Genomic DNA, 16,600 nt, shown 5'->3' with positions numbered 1-16,600 from the left:
GATACGGCTGCCAATGGCCGGTCCGTTTCAGCGTGGCAGAGGAAGGAAGCGCTGGACCTGCGAAAAGGCTGCGCGTTCACGCCGTTGCGTGGACACGCCAGCGCCCCGGGAGCGGGCAGGCGCCCAGCACCGTCGCCCGCTTGTGGTGCACGCTGACCCGGTCGGAGCGGGCCGAGACGGTGACGGTGCCGCCCGGGGTCCGTACGGGCCCGTCGACCCGGGGCACCACGGTCCCGTCCAGCACCCCCGCCGCGGCCAGCGCCGCCGCGCCCGTCACCGCCAGCCGCGGATGCCAGCCGCCGACGGTGAGCGCGCGGACCGACAGCCCGGCGGACACGGCCTCGACCGCGGCGATCTTCGGGAGCGCGGAGTGCGGCGGGTGCCCGAGCAGCCGGGCGGCCTCGGCGCGCAGCGCGAGCAGATGCGCCCGGGCGGGCGCGCGGACGTGCCGGGCGTCCACGAACACGTAGGGGTTCCCGTACGAGACGAGGCTGACCGGCACGCCGAGCAGCCGGTCCCGGGGCCGGCCGGTCGGCAGCGTGCCGGGGGCGTCGGGCGGCCGCAGGAAGTGCAGGGTGTACGCCCCCGGGTCCCGCTCCGGCTCGCACAGCACGGTGTCGCCGGTGGTCACCGCGCGGACGCGCACCGGCCCGGGCCGGCCGGCCGCGACCACGCAGGCGAGCAGCGAATGCCCGCAGCCCGCACGGAAGTCGAACCGTCCGCCGGGCAGCCGCTGCACGAACCGGTACCGCAGGCCGCCGGCGCCGTCGTCCCCGTACAGCCCGATCTTGCGGTACGCGGACGGGAGCCGCGCCAGCTCGTCCCCGAGTCCCAGCAGACCGCCCGGCACCTGGCCGAGGGGGACGGCGAGCGTCGGGCCGGGGGCGTCGTGGGCCCGCACGAGGAGCGCGGTGCCCGCGCCGCCGCCGCGTGCGGGCGGTCGCTCCGCGGGGCGGAACGGGCGGGCGCGCGGAGCGGCGCCCTCCGGGGCTCGCGCGTCAGGCCGCCGCATAGTCCGAGGGGACCTGGAGGGTGCGGTGGACCTCGGTCCAGAGTTCGTGCACCGCGAGGGCCCACAGGGCCTGGGCGTCGGGGCGGTTGGGGCGGTCCAGCTGGCGGGCCAGGAGGCGGGCGACCCGGTCGGCGCGGACCTTGCCGCCGAGGACCAGCCGGGCCGGGGAGAGCAGTTCGCGGACGGTGTCGAGGAGCGGGCCGCCGGGCGCGATCATCGCTTCGACGGGCAGCGTGAAGGGCTGCTTGGGGCGGCGCAGGACGGCGGCGGGAAGCAGCTCCGCGCCCGCCCCGTACAGGGCCCGCTTGCCGGTGCGCGCGGCGGACGGCAGGGCGCGCGCGTGGGCGACGACGGCGGGCTGGCAGAAGGGCAGCCGCGTCTCGACGCCCCACGCCATCGCCAGGTGGTCCACCCGCCGCAGGTGGTAGGCGGGCATGCGCCACCGCGTCTCCAGGGCCGTCGTGGCGGTGATCCGGTCGGCCCCGGCGGCCTCGGCGGAGCGCAGCTCCTGCTCGACGCGGTCGGCGGCGGAGCCGGTGTCGGCGATGTGGGCGCGGTAGTCGGCGGTGTAGAGGTGCTCGCGGAGGAGGCGGGGCGCGGCGGAGAGCGCGTCCGCGTAGGCGGCGGCCCAGTCCGTGCCGGGCGGGGCGGCGAGGGCCGCCGCCATCCGGTCGTACCCGCCGAAGAGTTCGTCCGCGCCGTCGCCGGTGAGCGCGACGGTGAAGCCCTTCTGGCGGACGGCGCGGAAGAGGGCGTAGGTGGAGAGGGCGATGGGGTCGGCGTTGGGCTGGCCGAGGTGGCGGACGGTGCGGGTGAGGAGGGAGGGGAGCTCCTCGGGGTCGAGGGCGATCTCGTGGTGGACGGTGCGGGCGCGGCGGGCGACGGAGCGGGCGTGGGCGGCCTCGGAGCCGGGCCAGTTGCCCCGGTAGGTGAGGTGGAAGGTGTGCGGCGGCTCCGCGTCGGTCTCGCGGGCGTGCTCGGCGGCGAGCGCGGTGACCAGTCCGGAGTCGAGGCCGCCGCTGGTGACGGCGCAGACGGGCACGTCGGCGCCGGCGAGCCTGCGGACCTCGCGGCGCAGCACGTCCTGGGTGTCGCCGAGGGGCGCGGCCCGGTGGGGGGCGCGGCGCCGGACGACGGGCGCGGCACCGGGCCGGACGAGGGCGGTGGCGCCGGGCGGGAGGACGCTGACGCCGTCGAGGGCGGTGCCGGTGGAGAAGGAGGTGCGGGTGGCGAGGACGGTGTCGAGGGAGTCGACGCGCGGGGCGAAGCGCACCCCTCCGAAGGCGAGGAGGGCGGGGACCTCGGAGGCGAAGCGGGTGGAGCCGTCCTCCGGGTCGTGGTGGAGGTGGAGCGGCTTCATGCCCATGTCGTCGACGGCCAGGACGAGTCGGGACCGGCCGGGCCGCAGGTCGAGGACGGCGACGGCGAACATGCCGTCGAGGTGCTCGGCGAAGGCGGGGCCGTGCTCGGCGTAGAGGGCGGGCAGGAGGGTGCCGTCGCAGCGGTCGGGGAAGCGGTGGCCGCGGGCGGCGAGGGCGCGGCGCAGCTCGGCGTGGTTGTAGATCTCGCCGTTGAGGACGGCGAGGACGCCCGGGAGGTGGGCCAGGCGGTACGGCTGCTGTCCGCCGCGGGGGTCGGTGACGGCGAGCCGGTCGCAGCCGAGGGACCAGCCGGGGCCGCTGAGCACCCGGTGTTCGTCGGGGCCGCCGTGGCGCTGGCGGGCCGAGGCCGAGGCGAGCGCGGCCGGGTCGGGGCGGGCCGCGCTCGCGGCGAAGGAGCCGAGGATCCTGCACATGCCGGTCGCCTCCGGGTCATCCGAAACCATCGATGAGCAGTTCAGTGATTTGAATCTACCAACTTTTTGAATGGCGCGTAAGTGCCATGTCCTGTTCACGCCACGGCCCGGCCTTGCGGCACCCCCGCTCGGTCAACAGGCTGGACACATGGAGGACTTGGCGACCGACCACCCCACCGACCGCAGCGCGCCGGAATCACTGCTGGTGGTGGCCGCGCACCCGGACGACATCGAGTTCTGCGTCAGCGGCACCGTCATGCGGTGGATCGAACGCGGCACCCGCGTCACCTACTGCATCGTCACCGACGGCGACGCCGGCGGATACGACCCGCTGCTGCCCCGACAGGCCATGGCCGACCTGCGGCGCGCCGAGCAGGTCCACTCGGCGAAGCTCAGCGGCGTCGCCGACGTCCGCTTCCTCGGCTACCCCGACAGCTTCGTCGAACCGAGCGTCGAACTGCGCCGGGACCTGTGCCGGGTCATCCGGGAGGTGCGGCCGCAGCGGGCCGTCATCCCCTCCCCCGAGATCAACTGGGCCCGCGCCGCCGACCTCCACCCCGACCACCGGGCCGTCGGCGACGCGTGCCTGCGGGCGGTGTACCCCGAGGCGCGGAACCCCTTCGCGCACCCCTCGCTCCTCAAGGAGGAGGGCCTGGAGCCGTGGACCGTCCACGAACTGTGGCTCATGACGGGCCCCACGCCGAACCAGTACGTCGACGTCACGCCCGTCTTCGACCGCAAGGTGGAGGCGCTGCGCCTCCACACCTCCCAGACGGCCCACTTCGACGACCTCGCGGGCCTGCTGCGCACCTGGCTCTCCGAGCACGCCAGGGCGGCGGGCCTCCCCGCGGGCCGCATGGCCGAGGCCTTCCAGACCGTCCGCATCGACTGACCCGCGCCCGCGACCGCGCGCGCGGCGGCCGGGGTCAGACGTGGAGGTGCGGGGGGAGGCCGGTCCAGCGGAGGTCGGCCGGGAGGTGCCCGGTGTCGTTGAAGAGGAGGAGCGACGGGGGGCGGCCGGGGGCGTAACGGATCACCGTGAGCGCCGCGTTCGCGTGGTTGAGGCCCATCCACCGCCACGCGGGCGCGTCCAGCGCCCCCCGCACCAGCCAGCCGACGAGGAAGTTGTGCGTGACGACCAGCTCGTGCCGCGGCTCGTCCCCCGGCACCGGTCCGGTGAAGCGCGCGACCGCCTCCGCCGCCAGCTCCGCGCCCCGCTCGCGCTCCTCCGCCGGGAACTGCTCCAGGAACCCGAGCATGGAGTCGGCGATCTCCGCCGGCAGCTCCTCCCGGGAGGGCTGGTACGGGACGTAGTCGCCGGCCGCCTCGCAGGACCGCACGGGCACGCCGTCGAGCCGCTCGCCGGCCAGCCGCGCGGTCTCGGCGGCGCGGGCGAGCGGCCCGTGGTGGACGGCGGCCAGCGGGACGCCCCGGAGCCGTTCGCCGAGCAGCGCCGCCTGCCGCCGCCCCGCGTCCGTGAGCCCGCTCTCGTCGGGCGTCGCCTCGCCGTGCCGGGTGAGGTAGAGGTAACGGTCCGCCATGTTCTCGATCATGCACGGAAGGACGGTCGACGGTTCCTGGTGGTTGCGGTCGCCGGCGGCCACGGGCGTTCCGGGCGGGAGCGTTCCGGGCTGGGCGGCGGTGGGCGGGCGCTGGGCCGACCGGGGGTGGGCGGTAAGGGGTCGGCGGCGCCGAACGAGTGGACTCGGGCCCGCTCCCGGCGGCGGGCGGGGCGCCGGTACGGGTGCTGGTGCTGATCTGGCAGCGCCCGTACGCCCGGGATCCACGATCCCGGATCCCGGATCCCGGATCCACGACCCGGGATCCACGACCCACAATCCACGATCCGGGTTCCACGACCCACAACCCACAACCCGGGATCTACGACCCACAACCCGGCATCTACGACCCACGATCCGGGGCCCGGGATCCACGATCCGGGGTCCGGGATCCAAGGCCCGGGATCGTGGATCCGGGATCGTGGATCCGGGATCCAAGGCCCGAAGCCCCGCACCCAGAAGGCGCCCCCTCATGCGACGCACCCCCCACCGCCGGCTCCTCGCCACCGTCCTGCTCCTCGCTGCCGCCGCCCTGACGCCCGCCGCGCTGCCGGCCTCGGCGGCACCCGGACCCGCTCCCGTACCGCTCGCCGGCCCCGACCGCCACGACGACGGCGGCTGCGCGGACGGGGGCGGCAGCACCCTTCCGCCGGCGCTCACCTCGCGCCTCGACACGACCGTCGAGAAGGTCCGGCGGGACGCCGGGATCCCCGGGCTCGTCGTCGGCGTCTGGATGCCGGGGAAGGGCTGCTACGTCCGGGCCACCGGGGTCGCGGACAAGAGGACCGGCGAGCCGATGTCCCCCGACGGCTTCATCCGGATCGGCAGCGAGACGAAGACGTTCACCGTCACCGCGCTGCTCCAGCTCGTCGACGAGGGGAAGGTCGGCCTCGACGACCCGATCGACGACTACGTCCGCGGGGTGCCGAACGGCCACCGGATCACCCTGCGGCAGCTGGCCGGGATGCGCAGCGGCCTGTTCCCGTACACCTCGGACTCCGGCTTCCTCCACGACCTGCTGAGCGAGCCGAAGCGGCCGTACAACCCGTGGGAGTTGCTGTCTTACGGCTACCGGCACGCCAACACCTTCCAGCCGGGCGCGACCTTCCAGTACTCCAACTCCAACCTGGTGCTGCTCGGCCTGGTCGTCGAGAAGGTCACCGGCCGGCCGCTCGCGCGGGTGCTGCACGAGCGGGTGGTCCGTCCGGCCGGGCTGCGCCACTCCTTCCTCCCGAAGGGCGCGGAGTTCCCGCTGCCGCATCCGCACGGCTACACCGACCAGACCCTCAGCGGCGCGGTCGCCGACACGACGGACTGGAACCCGAGCTGGGCGTGGGCGGCCGGCGCGATGATCTCGGACCTCCAGGACCTGCGCCGCTGGGCCCGGGTCGTCGCCACCGGTGAACTCCTCAGCCCCGCCACCCAGGCGCAGCGCCTCAAGACCCTCCCGACCGGCTTCCCCGGCACCTCCTACGGCCTCGGCATCCTGAACACGAACGGCTGGATCGGCCACAACGGCTCGCTGCCCGGGTACGAGACGGTCACCGTCCACCTCCCGTCCCAGAAGGCCACCCTCGTCCTGATGCTCAACACCGACTCCCTCAGCGGCGGTCAGGAGCCCTCCACCCTGGTGGCCCGCGCCGTCACGGGGATCGTCACCCCGAAGAACGTCTACGCGGGCTCGGTCACCCCGCGCCGCTGACCCGCCCCGCGAAGCGCCGCCGGGGAACCGGTTCCTCCGGCGGCGCGACGGGTACGGGCCGTACATGTCAAAGGGCTGGGGCTGGTGGTTCCTCGCGGGGTTCGCCGTGTGGACGTTCTTCGCGCTGCGGTGGACCGAGGTCGGCTGCGAGTACCCGGAGGCGTATCTCGCCGTGATCCGCTTCGGCACGCCGGAGGGACTGGAGTTCCTGCCGGCCTGCGCCGGATAGGCGCCCGTGCCTACGAGCGGGGCATGAGCGCCGACGGTTCCCGCTGGTCCCTCTGCTCCCGGAACTCGCTCCTGTCGATCGGCTCGGTCCTCTCGGCGGAGTCCCGCCGGTCGGCCCTGTCCTGGCGGTCCCGCTGCGGAGCGACGGCCGCCGGCACCGCCCTCACCGCCGCGGCCGTGACGGCACTGGTCCCCCGGCGGGGCGGGGGGCTTCCGTCCACCCGACGACCACGAAACTAAACCGAACGGTTCAGACTGCCAACGGAACAGTTCAGTCTTGACAGTGAACCGAACGGTGTAGTTTTCTCGCCGCATGACGACGACACCGGCCCTCGCCACCGACCGCACCCGCCTCCGCCTCCGCTCCCGCCCCCGCCTCCAGCCCCGTCCCCGTCCCCGAACCGGCGAAGGGGCGGAACGAAGACGCGGTTTACTGCTCGCGGCCCTCGCCGCGCCCGCCGCCGCCGGGGTCTCCGGGCCCGCGCTCGTCGTGCCCCAGGCGGCCGCCTCGCTCGGGGTGTCCGCCGGGGCGGCGGCCTGGCTCCTGACGGTGTTCGGGATCGGCATGGCCGCCGGTACGCCGCTGCTCGCCGCCGCCGGGCGGCGCCGGGGGCCCGGCGGGACGCTGCGCGTCGCGGCGGGTCTCGTCCTCGCCGGGGCGGCGGTCGTCGCCGTCGCGCCCGGCTTCGCCGGCGCCCTCGCCGGGCGGGCCCTGCTGGCGGCCGGGGCGGCGGGGTTCAACGTCGCCGCCTTCCAGCTCGCCGGCCGGGACGGCAGCGGCCGGTCCGCCGGGCTCGTCGCGATCGGCAGCGCGGCGGGCGGCACGGCCGGGCTCTTCGGCGGGGCGGCGGTGGCGGCGGCCGTCGACTGGCGGGCGGCGCTCGTCCTCCCCCTGCTCAGCCTCGCCGCGCTCGTACCGGTGCTGCGCGACGCGGCGGCGACCCGGCCCACCGGCCCTCAGGCACCGGCACCCGAAGCGACCGGGGCGACCGGGGCGACCGAAGCCACCAAGGCGACCGAGACGACCGAGACGCGGGTGCCTGAGCCGTCAGGGACGCGGAACGGCGGCGGAGGGACCCGGCGGATCCTCGCCTCCGCCCCCTTCCTGGCCGCCGCCGGGCTGATGCTCGCGCTCTCCACCGTGAACTTCGGGCTCATGTACGCCGGTCCCGCCCGCGTCGCCGCGCTGACCGGCTGGGGCCCCGTGCCGATCGGGGCGTACGCCGCCCTGGCCGCCCTGGCCGGAGCGCTGGCCTCGTGGGGCCTCGTGCGGCTGGGCCCCCGGCTGGGGGCGGCGCGGGTGCGGGCGGTGCTCGCCGCCGGGGCCGTGCTCGCCGTCGCCCTCGCCGCCGGCCCCTGGGCCTGGCCGGTGCTGCTCGGCACCGCCGTCAGCTCGCTCGCCACGGCCGGCGGCCAGGGGCTGCTCACCGGCGCGTCCGCCGCCGGGCTGCCGGAGTCCCTGCGCGACTCCGCCGTCGGACTGTTCAACCTCGCGTTCCTCACCGGCGTCGCCGTCGGCCCGGCGCTCGCCGCGGCCCTCCTCTGACCCGTCACCCCACCGAACCCGCCTTCCGGACAGGAGCCCTCCCATGTCGTACCCCGACCCCCGTGCGTACCCCGCCGTCCGCTACACCGGCGAGCACGGCGAGGTCAGCGCCCGCTACCGGTCCGCCGACACCCCGCCGGACTTCGTCGCCACGGGCGCCGCGCCCGCCGCGTACCACTACCTCTCCACCACCCTGTCCACCCAGGGCGAGTACGGCCTCTACCGGGTCGACATGGGCCCCGAGTCGGCCGGCCCGAGCACCCACTTCCACAAGGCGATGTCCGAGGCCTTCTTCGTGCTCTCCGGGACCGTCCGGCTCTTCGACGGCGAGCGCTGGGTGGACGCCCGCTCCGGCGACCACCTCTACGTGCCCGTCGGCGGGCTGCACGCCTTCCGGAACGAGTCCGGAGAACCGGCGTCGATGCTGATGCTGTTCGCGCCGGGCGCGCCCCGGGAGGAGTACTTCGAGCAGGTCGGCGGGCTGGCCGGGCTCAGCGACGAGGAGCGGGCCGCGTTCCTCGTGAAGCACGACAGCTTCTTCGTCTGAGCGGAACCGGTCTTCACCACTTCTTTGCAGACCAAACCGTTCAGTTCATATACTGGAACCCCCCGACCTCCGCCCCCCCTACTCCGAGGACGCACCCATGGCAGCCGGCAAGGACGTCCTCGACGAGTACGGGATCCCGGTCATCCCCGACCCCGCCGACGCGGCCTCCCGCAAGCGGCAGGCGATCATCGACGCCGCGCTGACGGAGTTCCTGGCGGAGGGGTACTCGGCGGCGTCGATGGACGCGATCACGGCCCGGTCCGGGGTGTCGAAGGCGACGATCTACAAGCACTTCGGCAGCAAGGAGCGGCTGTTCCTCGCGGTCATCGGCGGCGTGCTGCCGAAGACGTACGCGGACCTGGAGCCGGAGAACTCGACCATCGCCGCCGCTCCCGACCTGCGCTCGGCGCTGGTGCGGCTGACCACCGACTGGGCGCGGATCCTGCTGCGCCCGGACATCATGTCGCTGCGTCGGCTCGTGATCGGCGAGATAGACCGCTTCCCGCAGCTGGGGCAGCTCTGGTACCGCGTCAGCTACGACATGAACAACGGGCCGCTGGTCGAGGCGTTCACCGAGCTGACCGCGCGCGGCGTCCTCGACGTGCCGGACCCGAAGCTGGCGGTGCAGCAGCTGGTCGCGGCGACGGTCGGGGTGCCGCAGCTGGTGCGGACCTTCTCCCCGGAGGAGGAGATCGAGGGGGCCGAGCTGGAGCGGGTGATCGGCTCGGGAGTCGATCTCTTCCTGGCGCGGTACGCCACCGGCGCCTGACCCCCGTCCGGGCGGCCTCCGCCCGGGTGGCCCCCGTCCGGGTGGCCCCCGTCCGGGCGGCCCCGAACCGTCCTCCGGGAGCGTCCCGGAAGGGCGTTCTGTCTGATCGCACATCAATTGACATGCAGGAATGGGCTATTCCGCATACCTCCCGATCAGTTGTGATCGAGAGGTGACTAATATGCACGCGTCGATGTACGTGTGGTGCTGGAACGGTCACATCCGTTCCCGGTCGAGGAGCATGCCCTGCGCAAGCGCATATCCGAGCGGACCCGCAGAACGTCCTCCCTCTCCCTGGGCCGGACCCTGCTCGTCATCGCCTTCGTCCCCGCCCTCGCGCTGATCGCCCTGTGGGCCGTCACCAGCGGACAGGTCTTCCTCGACTTCCAGCGCCAGGCCGGCCAGGGCCTGCTCGCCGAGAAGGCGGGCCAGCCGTCCAACCTCGTCTACTACAGCCTCCAGGAGGAACGGCGCCTGAGCGCCGAGGTCCTGTCCGGCCGCTCCGGCGCCGCCGCCGCGCTCAAGGAGCAGCGGGGGCGGACCGACGAGGCCGTCCGGCAGTTCCAGACCCTCTCCGACGTCTCCGAGGACGGCGCCCCCCAGGAGGTCCTGGACGCCGTGGCCGGAGCCCGCGCGGCCATCGCCCGGCTCGACGCCCAGCGCTCCCTCGTCGACAGCGGCGACGACGACCAGCAGCAGGCCGTGTACGACTACTACACCGACCTGATCTCCGTCGACCTCGACCTCTTCGCCGCCCTCAGCCACGTCGACAACGGGCGCATCACCACCCTGTCGCAGCCTCTCGTCGACCTCTTCCGGGTCAAGGAGATGATCTCCCGGTCGGACGCCCTGCTCGCCCGCGGCTGGGCCGACAGGAGCCTGAGCGCCCGCGAGTTCGCCGACTTCCGGCAGGTCGTCTCCGCCCAGCAGCTCACCTACACCTCCTCCGTGGTGCCCTATCTCCCGGACGACGAGAAGGCCCTGTGGGACGCGATCGTCGACAGCCCGGAGTGGAAGGCGAAGACCTCGGCCGAGAACGCGGTCCTCGCCCCCGCCCGGACCACCTCCACCGGCTCCGTCCCCCTCACCGCCGACGAGAAGACCTGGCGCGCCTCCGTCGACGCCCTCGACGACCGCGTCGAGGCCCTGCTCCAGCACCGCACCGCCCTCGTCGTCGAGGAGGGCAAGGGCAGCGTGATGTCGCTGCTGCTGCGGATGGCGCTCACCACCGTCATCGGCCTGCTCGCCATCATCGCCGTCATCACCGTCACCTGGCGCCTCACCCGCACCCTGCGGCACCGCATCGACCTGCTGCGCGAGCAGGCCGAGGCGCTGGAGCGCAGCCTCCCCGACATCGTCGAACGGCTCGGCCAGGGCGAACGCATCGACGTCGAGGCCGAGGTGCAGCGCGTCCGGCAGGACGAGAACGACCACGCCGACGACGAACTCACCCGCCTCGGCGAGGCCCTGAACCTCGCCCGCACCAGCGCCCTCGAAGCCGCCGTCCGCCAGTCCGACCAGCACCGCGGCTTCGAGCGGCTGCTCCAGCGGATCGCCCGCCGCACCCAGCAGCTCATCGGCCAGCAGCTGAAGAAGCTCGACGACCTGGAGCACCGGCACGAGGACCCCCGGCTGCTGGAGGACCTCTTCGACCTCGACCACCTCACCGCGCGCCTGCGCCGGTACGAGGAGAACCTGGTCATCCTCGCCGGCGGCTCCCCGCACCGCCGCTGGCGCCGGCCCGTGCCGCTGCTCGACGTCATGCGCTCCGCCCAGGGCGAGGTGCAGGACTACCGGCGGGTCATGCTCGACCTCGACGGCAGCCCCTGGCTCGCGCCGCGCGCCGTCGGCCCCGTCACCCACGTCCTCGCCGAGCTGATCGAGAACGCCCTCTCCTTCTCCCGGCCGCCCAGCCCCGTCGAGATCCGGGCCGCCCACGTCAGCCGCGGCCTCGCCGTCGAGATCGAGGACCGGGGCCTCGGCATGGAGGAGGAACAGCTCGCGGAGCTCAACGAGCTGATGGCCCGTCCGCCCCGGATGGACCTCCTCGCCCGCACCGAGGACATCCGCCTCGGCCTCCACGTCGTCTCCCGCCTGGCCGCCCAGTACGGCCTCCGGGTCGAGTTCCGCTCCTCCGCCTACGGCGGCACCCGCGCCGTCGTCCTCGTCCCGCACGAGCTCCTCGCCGGCCCCGAGGAGACCGCGCCCGCCGTCCCCCAGGGCGTCACCCCGCTGCCCCGCCCGGCCGAACAGGCCGCCCCCGTCGGCCCGGTGAGCCACGTGTACGAGGAGGGCGCCCTGCCCAGCCGCGGCCGGGGCCAGGCCCTCGCCGAGGTCACGGGCCACCACGCCCGCCCGGCCGAAACGGCGTTCCCGCACCCGGAGCCGTACGCGGAGCCGCAGGGGCAGCCGTTCCCGGAGGCGCACCCGGAGCCGCAGGGCCAGCCGTTCCCGGAGGCCTTCCCGAACGCCTTCCCGGAGCCGTACGCGGAGGCGCACCCGGAGCCGTACGCCGCGCCGCCCGTGATCGAGCCCTTCCCCGAGCCGTACGCGACCCCGTACGCGCCCGAGCCGCACCCCGCCGCGCACGCCCCCGCGCTCCCCGGGCCCCTCCCGCCCGTCACGCCCGTCACGCCCGCCGCCGCGCCGGCGCCGCACGCGGACTCGGCGCCGCTGCCGCGCCGGGTGCGGCAGGCGAGCCTCGTCGACGAGCTGCGGGTCGACCCGGGCGCCCCCAGGACCCCGGCCGCTCCCCCGCCGGACTGGCGGACCGACCCGCTGCTGCGCCCCGCGCCCCGCCGCGCGGGAGCGACGATCGGCGCCTTCCAGCGCCGGTCCCGCGCGGCCCGCGCCCAGACCGACCCCTCCCCCGCTCCCTCCCCCGCCCCCTCCACGAGAGAAGACTGGTCATGACCACCCGTACCACCGCCACCCATCAGGAGCTGGACTGGCTGCTCGACGGACTGGTGGAGTCCGTGGCCGAGACCCGCAGCGCCGTCCTCCTCTCCGACGACGGCCTGGTCGTGAGCCACTCCCGCTCCCTCGACCGGGCCTCCGCCGAGCGCCTCGCCGCGATCTGCACCGGCCAGCAGAGCCTGGCCCGCGGCGTCGGCCAGCTCTTCGACGGCGGCGCCGTGCACCAGGTCATCGTCGAGCTCTCCGAGCTGTGGCTCTTCATCGTCTCCGCCGGCCAGGGCACCCACCTCGCCGTCGTCGCCTCTCAGGAGGTCGACGCGGAGGTCATGTCGCTCGCCATGCACAACCTCGTCCAGCAGGTCGGCCAGAAGCTCGGCACGCCCGCCCGCTCCGAGTTCGACGCCTTCGGCAGCGCACCCGGTCCCCGCGGATGACCAGCGGCTACGAGGACGCCCACGACGACTACGAGGACGACGCCGCGGGCACCATGGTCCGCCCCTACACCGTCACCCGCGGCCGGACCGCGCCCGAGCGGGACGACTTCACCCTCATCACGGTGATCACCACCGTCGAGGAACCCCTCGACGAGTTCGGCCGGCCGCTCCGCCCCCAGCGGCTCCAGCCCGAGCACCGGCTGATCCTCGACCGCTGCCGCCGCCCCATGGCCGTCGCGGAGGTCGCCGCCGCCCTCGGCCTGCCCGTATCGGTGGCCAAGATCCTGCTGGGCGACCTCGTGGGCCTCGGCCTGCTCACCGCCCGGGCCCCGCTCTCGATGGCCCGGGCCGCCGGCGGCGCCCGGCACGACCTGCTGGCCGCCGTCCGCGACGGAATCCGGAGACTCTGACACCCATGACCAGCCCCGCCGCGGCCCCCGCCGCCGTCAAGATCCTCGTCGCCGGCGGCTTCGGCGTCGGAAAGACCACCCTCGTCGGCTCGGTCAGCGAGGTCACCCCGCTGCGCACCGAGGAGTACCTCACCACCGCCAGCGTCGGCGTGGACGACCTCGCCGGCGTCGCCGCCAAGGAGACGACCACCGTCGCCCTGGACTTCGGCCGCATCACCGTCAGCGACGAACTGGTCGTCTACCTCTTCGGCACCCCCGGCCAGGAACGCTTCTGGTTCATGTGGAACGACCTGGTCCAGGGCGCCCTCGGCGGCGTCGTCATCGCCGACACCCGCCGCCTGGAGACGAGCTTCGCGTCCATCGACTTCTTCGAGAGCCGCGAGATCCCCTTCGTCGTCGCCATCAACTGCTTCCACGGGCACAACACCCGCACCGCGGAGGAGATCCGGGCCGCGCTCGACCTCGACCCGCACGTGCCGCTGCTCATCGGCGACGTCCGGCAGCGCGCCTTCGGCAAGGACGCCCTCCTCGCCCTCGTCGACCACCTGATGAGCCTCCCGGCCCCGGCCTGACCGCCCGAACCCTCCCCCCACCTCCTCCTTCCGTACGCACCAGCCCCTGGAGGCACCCGAGATGACAACCCCCCTGCGCGTCCTCGTCCACGGCGGCGGCATAGGCGGCCTCACCCTCGCCACCCTGCTCGCCCGCCGCGGCCACACCGTGGAGGTCGTCGAGGTCCGCGAGGAGCCGGAAGCGCTCGGCGTCGGCATCATCCAGCCCTCCAACGCGCTGCACGTGATGCGCGAGGCCGGCCTCCTCGACGCCTGCCTCGCGGCCGGCTTCGAGTGGGAGACCCTCACCATCGCCGACCCCGCCGGCACCCCGCGCGCCGAGATCCCGCAGCCCCGCATGGACGGCGCCCCGCCCTCCAACGGCATCCCCCGCCCCGCGCTCGCCGGCCTGCTCACCGACGCCGCCCGCGAGGCCGGCGCCACCCTCCGGTACGGCGCCACCGTCGACGCCCTCACCGACGACGGCGACGGCGTCGACGTCACCCTCACCGACGGCTCCGCCGGCCGCTGGGACCTCGTCGTGGGCTTCGACGGCATCGGCTCCCCGCTCCGCACCCGCCTCTACGGCGACCGCCACACCCCCGAGTACACCGGCTTCGCCAACTGGCGGGTCACCGTCCCGCGCCTCCCGCGGGTGCGCGGCGTCGTGATGTGCATGGCCGGCCCCGAGGCGAAGGCGCTCCTCACCCCGATCACCGACGAACTCATGTACCTGGGCGCGGTGTTCCCCGAGGACGAGGACTTCCGGCCGGGCGCCGACACCGCCCACGAGGAGCTCGCCAAGCGGCTCGCGATGTTCTCCGGCCCGGTCGCCGAGGCGCTCGCCTCCGTCACCGACCCGGCGTCCGTCGTCTACACCCGCATCTCGCAGGTGACCGTCGAGGACCCGTGGCACGTCGGCCGGGTCGTCCTCGCCGGCGACGCCGCCCACGCCTCCACCCCGCACCTCGCCCAGGGCGCGGCGATGGCCGTCGAGGACGCCCTCGTCCTCGCCGACTCGCTGCGCGACGAGGAGACCGTGCCCGCCGCCCTCGCCGCCTGGGAGGCCCGCCGCCGCCCCCGCGCCCTGTGGGTGCAGGCGCTGTCCCGCGCGGTCCTCAAGCAGGAGACGGGCACGCCGACGACCCCCGAGGAGGACGAGCTCCTGAAGACCGGCATCCCGGGCGCCGCGCACGTGCTGGCCCAGCCCTACTAGGCGGTTCTCACACCACCAGCCCCACCGCCAGGACCGCGATCAGGGCGCTCGACGCCAGGCCCGTGAGGAGTCGGGCGCGGGGGCCCGTCAGGGTGTGGCCCAGGAGGGTGCCGGTGGCGGCCAGGAGGAGTTGCCAGCTCGCCGAGGCGGCGAAGGCCGCGGTGACGAAGACGGCCGCCTCGGCCCGGCCGCTCGTGGCGTGGCCGCCGAGGACGAGGGCCGTGAAGTAGAGGACCGTCATCGGGTTGAGGACCGTGATGCCGAGGAAGGTCCAGAAGGCGCGGTGCGGGGCGGTCACCGGCCGCTCCTCCGGCGGGGTTCCGGCGCGGTGCGCGCGGAGCGCCGTACGGGCCGAGGCCGCCGCGAGGGCCAGCAGGACGAGGGCGGACGCCCAGCGCAGGGGCGTCGCCACCGGCGCGAGGAGCGGGACCAGGGCGGCCCCTGCGGCGACCGCGAGCAGGGCGTACGCCCCGTCCGCCGCCGCGATGCCGAGCGCCGCGCCCGCTCCCGTGCGCCACGGGCTGCGGGCGGCGACCGCCACCAGGTGCGCGCCGACGGCGCCCACCGGGATCGCGATGCCGTAGCCGGCCAGCAGGCCGGCCACCGCCGCGGAGGTCACGCGACGGCGGGGGCCGCGCCTCCGGGGGCCGGGGCCGTGCGCTGTCGGTGGTAGGCCGCGCCGTCCTTCGTCCGGGCCAGGTGGCCGCCGACGACGAGGTGGCGGCGCAGGGCCGGGTAGTCCTCGTGGACGGTCTTCAGCGCTTCGTTGACCTCGGTCTCGCGGTAGACGCGGCCGAGGTCGAAGAGGGTCTCGGCGAGGTGCGCGAGGAGCGCCTCGCGGCGCGCCGGCCGGCGCGGGATCGCGAGGAGGCGTCCCTCGGCGGAGAACAGGTCCGCGACGGGGCGCGGGGAAGGATGGCTCATGGGGGAAGGGTCGTCGCCCGGCCCCCGCGCCCGCAAAGGGTTTTCGTCCCGGCCTGCCGGCGCTCGTGAGGACGTCACGGCTCAGCGGTAGATCAGCAGTTCCTCCTCGGTCGCGCCGGTGAGGGCGTAGCGGGTGCGGACCAGGGGGCGGCCCGCGTAGATGCGGATGAGGGTGGCGGCGTCGCCGACGAAGACGGCGGGCGGGCGGCCCTCGATCTCGTTGCCGAGGGCCACCTCCCCCGGGTGGCCGGCGAGCCGGCCGACCAGCCGCGGGGTCTCCCGTCTCCGGCTGGTGACGGAGAGCAGGGGGAGGGCGAGGGAGAGGGCTTCGCCGCAGTAGGCGCCGGGTTCGCCGAAGGCCTCCCGGACGTCCCCGGCGTGCACCCACTCCCCGAGGGCGACCGCGTCGAGCCGTCCGTCCTCGTGCCCGGCGATCACCGGGCCCGCCTCGGTGAGTCCGCGTTCCAGTTCGTCGAGGACCCGGCCGAGCGGCCAGTCCTCGCGTTCGGCCACGTCGCGGGCGTTGGCCTCGGGGAGGAAGACGCCCTCTTCGAGGCGGTCCTCCACGATCCGGACCAGCGCCGCGCCGCAGTGCGCGAGGACCTGGCGCGCGGTCCAGCCGGGGCAGGCGGTGCGCAGCTCGTACGCCTCCTCGGGGGTGCGGCGCAGCAGCGGCATCAGCAGGTCCCGTTCCGTCCGCAGGAGCCGGTCGGGGAGCCAGGGGTCGCGGGTGCCGTCCGTGCACATCAGTAGCGGTAGTGGTCGGGCTTGTACGGGCCGTCGACGGGGACGCCGAGGTAGGCGGCCTGGTCGGCGGTGAGGGTGGTGAGGCGCACGCCGAGGGCGTCGAGGTGGAGGCGGGCGACCTTCTCGTCGAGGTGCTTGGGGAGCGTGTGGACGTCGGTCGGGTACTGCTCCGGCTTCGTGAACAGCTCGATCTGGGCCAGCGTCTGGTCCGCGAAGGAGTTCGACATCACGAAGGACGGGTGGC

General features: G+C 74.9%; 19 protein-coding genes. 12 read left to right on the top strand and 7 right to left on the bottom strand.

The annotated features are described in order from the left end of the window. Positions 1-76 precede the first annotated feature (76 nt). Both ACF1ED_RS35090 and asnB read right to left on the bottom strand, forming a co-directional pair. Positions 77-1,012, bottom strand: coding sequence for a hypothetical protein (locus ACF1ED_RS35090; protein WP_391767407.1), 936 nt, complete (start codon positions 1,010-1,012; stop codon positions 77-79). Beyond that, a complete protein-coding gene (asnB, locus tag ACF1ED_RS35085) occupies positions 999-2,807 on the bottom strand; it encodes an asparagine synthase (glutamine-hydrolyzing) (protein ID WP_391767406.1) in 1,809 nt (602 codons plus the stop codon). The genes ACF1ED_RS35090 and asnB overlap by 14 nt, the downstream gene beginning before the upstream one ends. Positions 2,808-2,955: 148 nt before the next feature. Here asnB and ACF1ED_RS35080 point away from each other — a divergent pair, with 148 nt between their 5' ends. Continuing rightward, positions 2,956-3,699, top strand: a complete 744-nt coding sequence (locus tag ACF1ED_RS35080) for a PIG-L deacetylase family protein (RefSeq protein WP_391767405.1) — start codon at positions 2,956-2,958, stop codon at positions 3,697-3,699. Between the two features lie 34 nt (positions 3,700-3,733). Here ACF1ED_RS35080 and ACF1ED_RS35075 read toward each other — a convergent pair whose 3' ends face one another. Further along, a complete protein-coding gene (locus ACF1ED_RS35075; protein ID WP_391767404.1) occupies positions 3,734-4,348 on the bottom strand; it encodes a histidine phosphatase family protein in 615 nt (204 codons plus the stop codon). 490 nt (positions 4,349-4,838) lie between these two features. On the opposite strand from ACF1ED_RS35075, the gene ACF1ED_RS35070 reads away from it, so the two are divergent. The 11 genes from ACF1ED_RS35070 to ACF1ED_RS35020 all read left to right on the top strand — a co-directional run bounded on the left by ACF1ED_RS35070 (position 4,839) and on the right by ACF1ED_RS35020 (position 14,685). Continuing rightward, the gene (locus ACF1ED_RS35070; RefSeq protein WP_391767403.1) at positions 4,839-6,068 is read left to right on the top strand and encodes a serine hydrolase domain-containing protein; all 1,230 of its coding nucleotides are present in this window, start codon (positions 4,839-4,841) and stop codon (positions 6,066-6,068) included. A gap of 64 nt (positions 6,069-6,132) precedes the next feature. Further along, positions 6,133-6,297 carry a hypothetical protein gene (locus ACF1ED_RS35065; RefSeq protein ID WP_391767402.1) on the top strand — a complete coding sequence of 55 codons (165 nt, stop codon included), beginning with the start codon at positions 6,133-6,135 and terminating at the stop codon, positions 6,295-6,297. Positions 6,298-6,320: 23 nt separating this feature from the next. Continuing rightward, entirely contained in the window at positions 6,321-6,536 is a 216-nt protein-coding gene (locus ACF1ED_RS35060) for a hypothetical protein (protein ID WP_391767401.1), read from the top strand. Between the two features lie 73 nt (positions 6,537-6,609). Next, positions 6,610-7,842 (top strand): MFS transporter, encoded by a 1,233-nt coding sequence (locus tag ACF1ED_RS35055; protein WP_391767400.1) that lies wholly within the window; start codon positions 6,610-6,612, stop codon positions 7,840-7,842. A gap of 43 nt (positions 7,843-7,885) precedes the next feature. Continuing rightward, complete coding sequence (locus ACF1ED_RS35050) at positions 7,886-8,389, top strand: cupin domain-containing protein (protein ID WP_391767399.1); 504 nt, start codon at positions 7,886-7,888, stop codon at positions 8,387-8,389. Between the two features lie 97 nt (positions 8,390-8,486). Continuing rightward, a complete protein-coding gene (locus ACF1ED_RS35045) occupies positions 8,487-9,158 on the top strand; it encodes a TetR/AcrR family transcriptional regulator (protein WP_391767398.1) in 672 nt (223 codons plus the stop codon). 204 nt (positions 9,159-9,362) lie between these two features. Beyond that, the gene (locus ACF1ED_RS35040) at positions 9,363-12,071 is read left to right on the top strand and encodes a nitrate- and nitrite sensing domain-containing protein (RefSeq protein WP_391767397.1); all 2,709 of its coding nucleotides are present in this window, start codon (positions 9,363-9,365) and stop codon (positions 12,069-12,071) included. Beyond that, positions 12,068-12,508 carry a roadblock/LC7 domain-containing protein gene (locus tag ACF1ED_RS35035; protein WP_351851890.1) on the top strand — a complete coding sequence of 147 codons (441 nt, stop codon included), beginning with the start codon at positions 12,068-12,070 and terminating at the stop codon, positions 12,506-12,508. Before ACF1ED_RS35040 ends, ACF1ED_RS35035 begins: the two co-directional genes overlap by 4 nt. Beyond that, on the top strand, positions 12,505-12,918 hold the full coding sequence (locus tag ACF1ED_RS35030) for a DUF742 domain-containing protein (RefSeq protein ID WP_391767396.1): 414 nt from the start codon (positions 12,505-12,507) through the stop codon (positions 12,916-12,918). The genes ACF1ED_RS35035 and ACF1ED_RS35030 overlap by 4 nt, the downstream gene beginning before the upstream one ends. Before the next feature lie 5 nt (positions 12,919-12,923). Next, positions 12,924-13,490 (top strand): ATP/GTP-binding protein, encoded by a 567-nt coding sequence (locus ACF1ED_RS35025; protein WP_391767395.1) that lies wholly within the window; start codon positions 12,924-12,926, stop codon positions 13,488-13,490. A 61-nt stretch (positions 13,491-13,551) separates the two neighbouring features. After that, positions 13,552-14,685: an FAD-dependent monooxygenase gene (locus ACF1ED_RS35020; RefSeq protein ID WP_391767394.1), complete on the top strand. Its 1,134-nt coding sequence runs from the start codon at positions 13,552-13,554 to the stop codon at positions 14,683-14,685. Positions 14,686-14,692: 7 nt separating this feature from the next. Here ACF1ED_RS35020 and ACF1ED_RS35015 read toward each other — a convergent pair whose 3' ends face one another. The 4 genes from ACF1ED_RS35015 to ACF1ED_RS35000 all read right to left on the bottom strand — a co-directional run. Continuing rightward, positions 14,693-15,304 (bottom strand): LysE family transporter, encoded by a 612-nt coding sequence (locus tag ACF1ED_RS35015; RefSeq protein ID WP_391767393.1) that lies wholly within the window; start codon positions 15,302-15,304, stop codon positions 14,693-14,695. After that, positions 15,301-15,609 (bottom strand): DUF2087 domain-containing protein, encoded by a 309-nt coding sequence (locus tag ACF1ED_RS35010; protein WP_391767392.1) that lies wholly within the window; start codon positions 15,607-15,609, stop codon positions 15,301-15,303. The genes ACF1ED_RS35015 and ACF1ED_RS35010 overlap by 4 nt, the downstream gene beginning before the upstream one ends. 81 nt (positions 15,610-15,690) lie before the next feature. Then, positions 15,691-16,356, bottom strand: a complete 666-nt coding sequence (locus tag ACF1ED_RS35005) for a maleylpyruvate isomerase family mycothiol-dependent enzyme (RefSeq protein WP_391767391.1) — start codon at positions 16,354-16,356, stop codon at positions 15,691-15,693. Continuing rightward, positions 16,356-16,600: adenosylhomocysteinase (locus ACF1ED_RS35000; RefSeq protein ID WP_391767390.1), on the bottom strand; the 245-nt coding region annotated here is incomplete at its 5' end. The genes ACF1ED_RS35000 and ACF1ED_RS35005, both read right to left, overlap by 1 nt.

The sequence above is a fragment of the Streptomyces sp. NPDC014656 genome (genome assembly GCF_043084305.1).
Taxonomy (GTDB): domain Bacteria; phylum Actinomycetota; class Actinomycetes; order Streptomycetales; family Streptomycetaceae; genus Streptomyces.
Note: the sequence above shows the minus strand (reverse complement) of the source record. Positions and strands in the feature narration are given on the sequence as shown.

Excerpts from the sequence above, each read along its gene's own strand:
- ACF1ED_RS35090 (WP_391767407.1), bottom strand. The coding sequence starts at position 1,012 with ATGCGGCGGCCTGACGCGCGAGCCCCGGAGGGCGCCGCTCCGCGCGCC.
- asnB (WP_391767406.1), bottom strand. The coding sequence starts at position 2,807 with ATGTGCAGGATCCTCGGCTCCTTCGCCGCGAGCGCGGCCCGCCCCGAC.
- ACF1ED_RS35080 (WP_391767405.1), top strand. The coding sequence starts at position 2,956 with ATGGAGGACTTGGCGACCGACCACCCCACCGACCGCAGCGCGCCGGAA.
- ACF1ED_RS35075 (WP_391767404.1), bottom strand. The coding sequence starts at position 4,348 with ATGGCGGACCGTTACCTCTACCTCACCCGGCACGGCGAGGCGACGCCC.
- ACF1ED_RS35070 (WP_391767403.1), top strand. The coding sequence starts at position 4,839 with ATGCGACGCACCCCCCACCGCCGGCTCCTCGCCACCGTCCTGCTCCTC.
- ACF1ED_RS35065 (WP_391767402.1), top strand. The coding sequence starts at position 6,133 with ATGTCAAAGGGCTGGGGCTGGTGGTTCCTCGCGGGGTTCGCCGTGTGG.
- ACF1ED_RS35060 (WP_391767401.1), top strand. The coding sequence starts at position 6,321 with ATGAGCGCCGACGGTTCCCGCTGGTCCCTCTGCTCCCGGAACTCGCTC.
- ACF1ED_RS35055 (WP_391767400.1), top strand. The coding sequence starts at position 6,610 with ATGACGACGACACCGGCCCTCGCCACCGACCGCACCCGCCTCCGCCTC.
- ACF1ED_RS35050 (WP_391767399.1), top strand. The coding sequence starts at position 7,886 with ATGTCGTACCCCGACCCCCGTGCGTACCCCGCCGTCCGCTACACCGGC.
- ACF1ED_RS35045 (WP_391767398.1), top strand. The coding sequence starts at position 8,487 with ATGGCAGCCGGCAAGGACGTCCTCGACGAGTACGGGATCCCGGTCATC.
- ACF1ED_RS35035 (WP_351851890.1), top strand. The coding sequence starts at position 12,068 with ATGACCACCCGTACCACCGCCACCCATCAGGAGCTGGACTGGCTGCTC.
- ACF1ED_RS35030 (WP_391767396.1), top strand. The coding sequence starts at position 12,505 with ATGACCAGCGGCTACGAGGACGCCCACGACGACTACGAGGACGACGCC.
- ACF1ED_RS35025 (WP_391767395.1), top strand. The coding sequence starts at position 12,924 with ATGACCAGCCCCGCCGCGGCCCCCGCCGCCGTCAAGATCCTCGTCGCC.
- ACF1ED_RS35020 (WP_391767394.1), top strand. The coding sequence starts at position 13,552 with ATGACAACCCCCCTGCGCGTCCTCGTCCACGGCGGCGGCATAGGCGGC.
- ACF1ED_RS35010 (WP_391767392.1), bottom strand. The coding sequence starts at position 15,609 with ATGAGCCATCCTTCCCCGCGCCCCGTCGCGGACCTGTTCTCCGCCGAG.
- ACF1ED_RS35005 (WP_391767391.1), bottom strand. The coding sequence starts at position 16,356 with ATGTGCACGGACGGCACCCGCGACCCCTGGCTCCCCGACCGGCTCCTG.